Source organism: Christiangramia sp. 3-2217-3z (assembly GCF_051195275.1).
GTDB lineage: Bacteria > Bacteroidota > Bacteroidia > Flavobacteriales > Flavobacteriaceae > Christiangramia > Christiangramia marina.
On the sequence record NZ_JBNJLI010000033.1, the window covers coordinates 1 to 1,467 of the forward strand.

Annotated in this window: 2 protein-coding genes; both read left to right on the forward strand. The window is 32.9% G+C overall.

The window, feature by feature from the left end:
• The first annotated feature begins 121 nt into the window (after positions 1-121).
• Positions 122-481, forward strand: coding sequence for a hypothetical protein (locus tag ACSHZO_RS15800; RefSeq protein ID WP_298248420.1), 360 nt, complete (start codon positions 122-124; stop codon positions 479-481).
• A gap of 786 nt (positions 482-1,267) precedes the next feature.
• A partial coding sequence (locus ACSHZO_RS15805) for a DUF6364 family protein (RefSeq protein WP_298248421.1) occupies positions 1,268-1,467 on the forward strand: 200 nt, incomplete at its 3' end.

Sequence of the window (1,467 nt, forward strand, 5' to 3'; positions counted from 1 at the left end):
TAGAAACCAGAAAATAAAACAAAAAAGCCGACAAATCCGCGTCCCAACTCCCGCAACTGTCGATAGCCGAGACCGTTGTAGCCAATATTTGCAGTGTGATTGCGATTAATACAATAACTACATGAATATTAAGAATCTTATATTACTAACTCTAATTACCTTCTTATCATCCTGTGATAGCAGCACTGATAAAAAGACCGCGAAAATTGATAATTTTGACAAAGTATTTATCGATAGTCTGGTTCCCATAGCTGGTAAAAACTATTCAGTTTTTTACACAAAAATAAAAGGACATTCAAATGACTCCATTAGACTTAATATCAGTTCGGATAATAATGAAGATGAAAAATTCGATTATTACTTCATTGGTGACTTTGAGGAAGAAATACGCATTGACTATTATGGCGAATCAAAAAAATATATAATGTTAGATCCGTATAAAGCTACAGATGGAAAACTGGAGCTAGATTACCAATTGTAATTATCGTGCAAACACTGGCAACAACAACGGTTAATCGCCAATAAGCGGTAGCGTTAGAAAGAAAATAATTATCTTGACCAACAAACCAATACTAAGCCGACAAATCCGCGTCCCTTACTCCGCCAACTGGCGATAACCGAGACCGTTATATGCTATTGCTCCGCACAATTTTAGCTACTAAAAACAATAATTCTTCTAATCCGACAACTAAGCGATTGTAAGCCTTAAACTGAAAAATCCGAAGTAAGAACTTTTAGTAAATCGATAACTTACATGATTCAGATCCGAAATGAGATTTTACAGTTATCGTTAATAAAAAAATCATGCAAAAGAATACTGACTTTCAATTGCATATTTACGCTAAAGAAGTTTCAGTTTAAAAGGGAGAAATATAATGCGCGGAAAACAGGAGTTTCTCATGGATCGCTAAAACTACGACGGACGCTCACTTTTGCGCAATGATTTCAGTTAAGAAAATGATTAGAGCTTCAAATTTTTAATATTCCCGACAGCGGCAAATATCACGTTCTTACTCGGACGTATCGCAACAGCATATAACAACGAATATTCGCAATTGTGGCCATTTGAATTAAAATAATATTTTTAGAATCCAATTAAACAAAAACCTAAGCCGACAAATCCGAGTACATACAACCACAACTGACGATTATTCGAAACCGTTAGCTACAAGCGGATTTAATGAAAATCGTATAAATAATTAAAAAATAATACGTGTAAACAAAATTCTTCGTTATATTTGTATATATAACTTTTAATTGAAAAGTGATGAATACTAAACTCACCTTAACGATAGAACAAGAAATCATTAAAAGGGCAAAAGATTACGCTAAAGAAAAAAATCGTAGCCTTTCAGACATCATTGAAAACTATTTAAAAATTCTTACAAAGGAAGAACAAAAACAAAAGGATAAAAAACTTAATCCTGTAGTGAAATCTTTAAAAGGATCTTTCAAAATGCCTAAAAA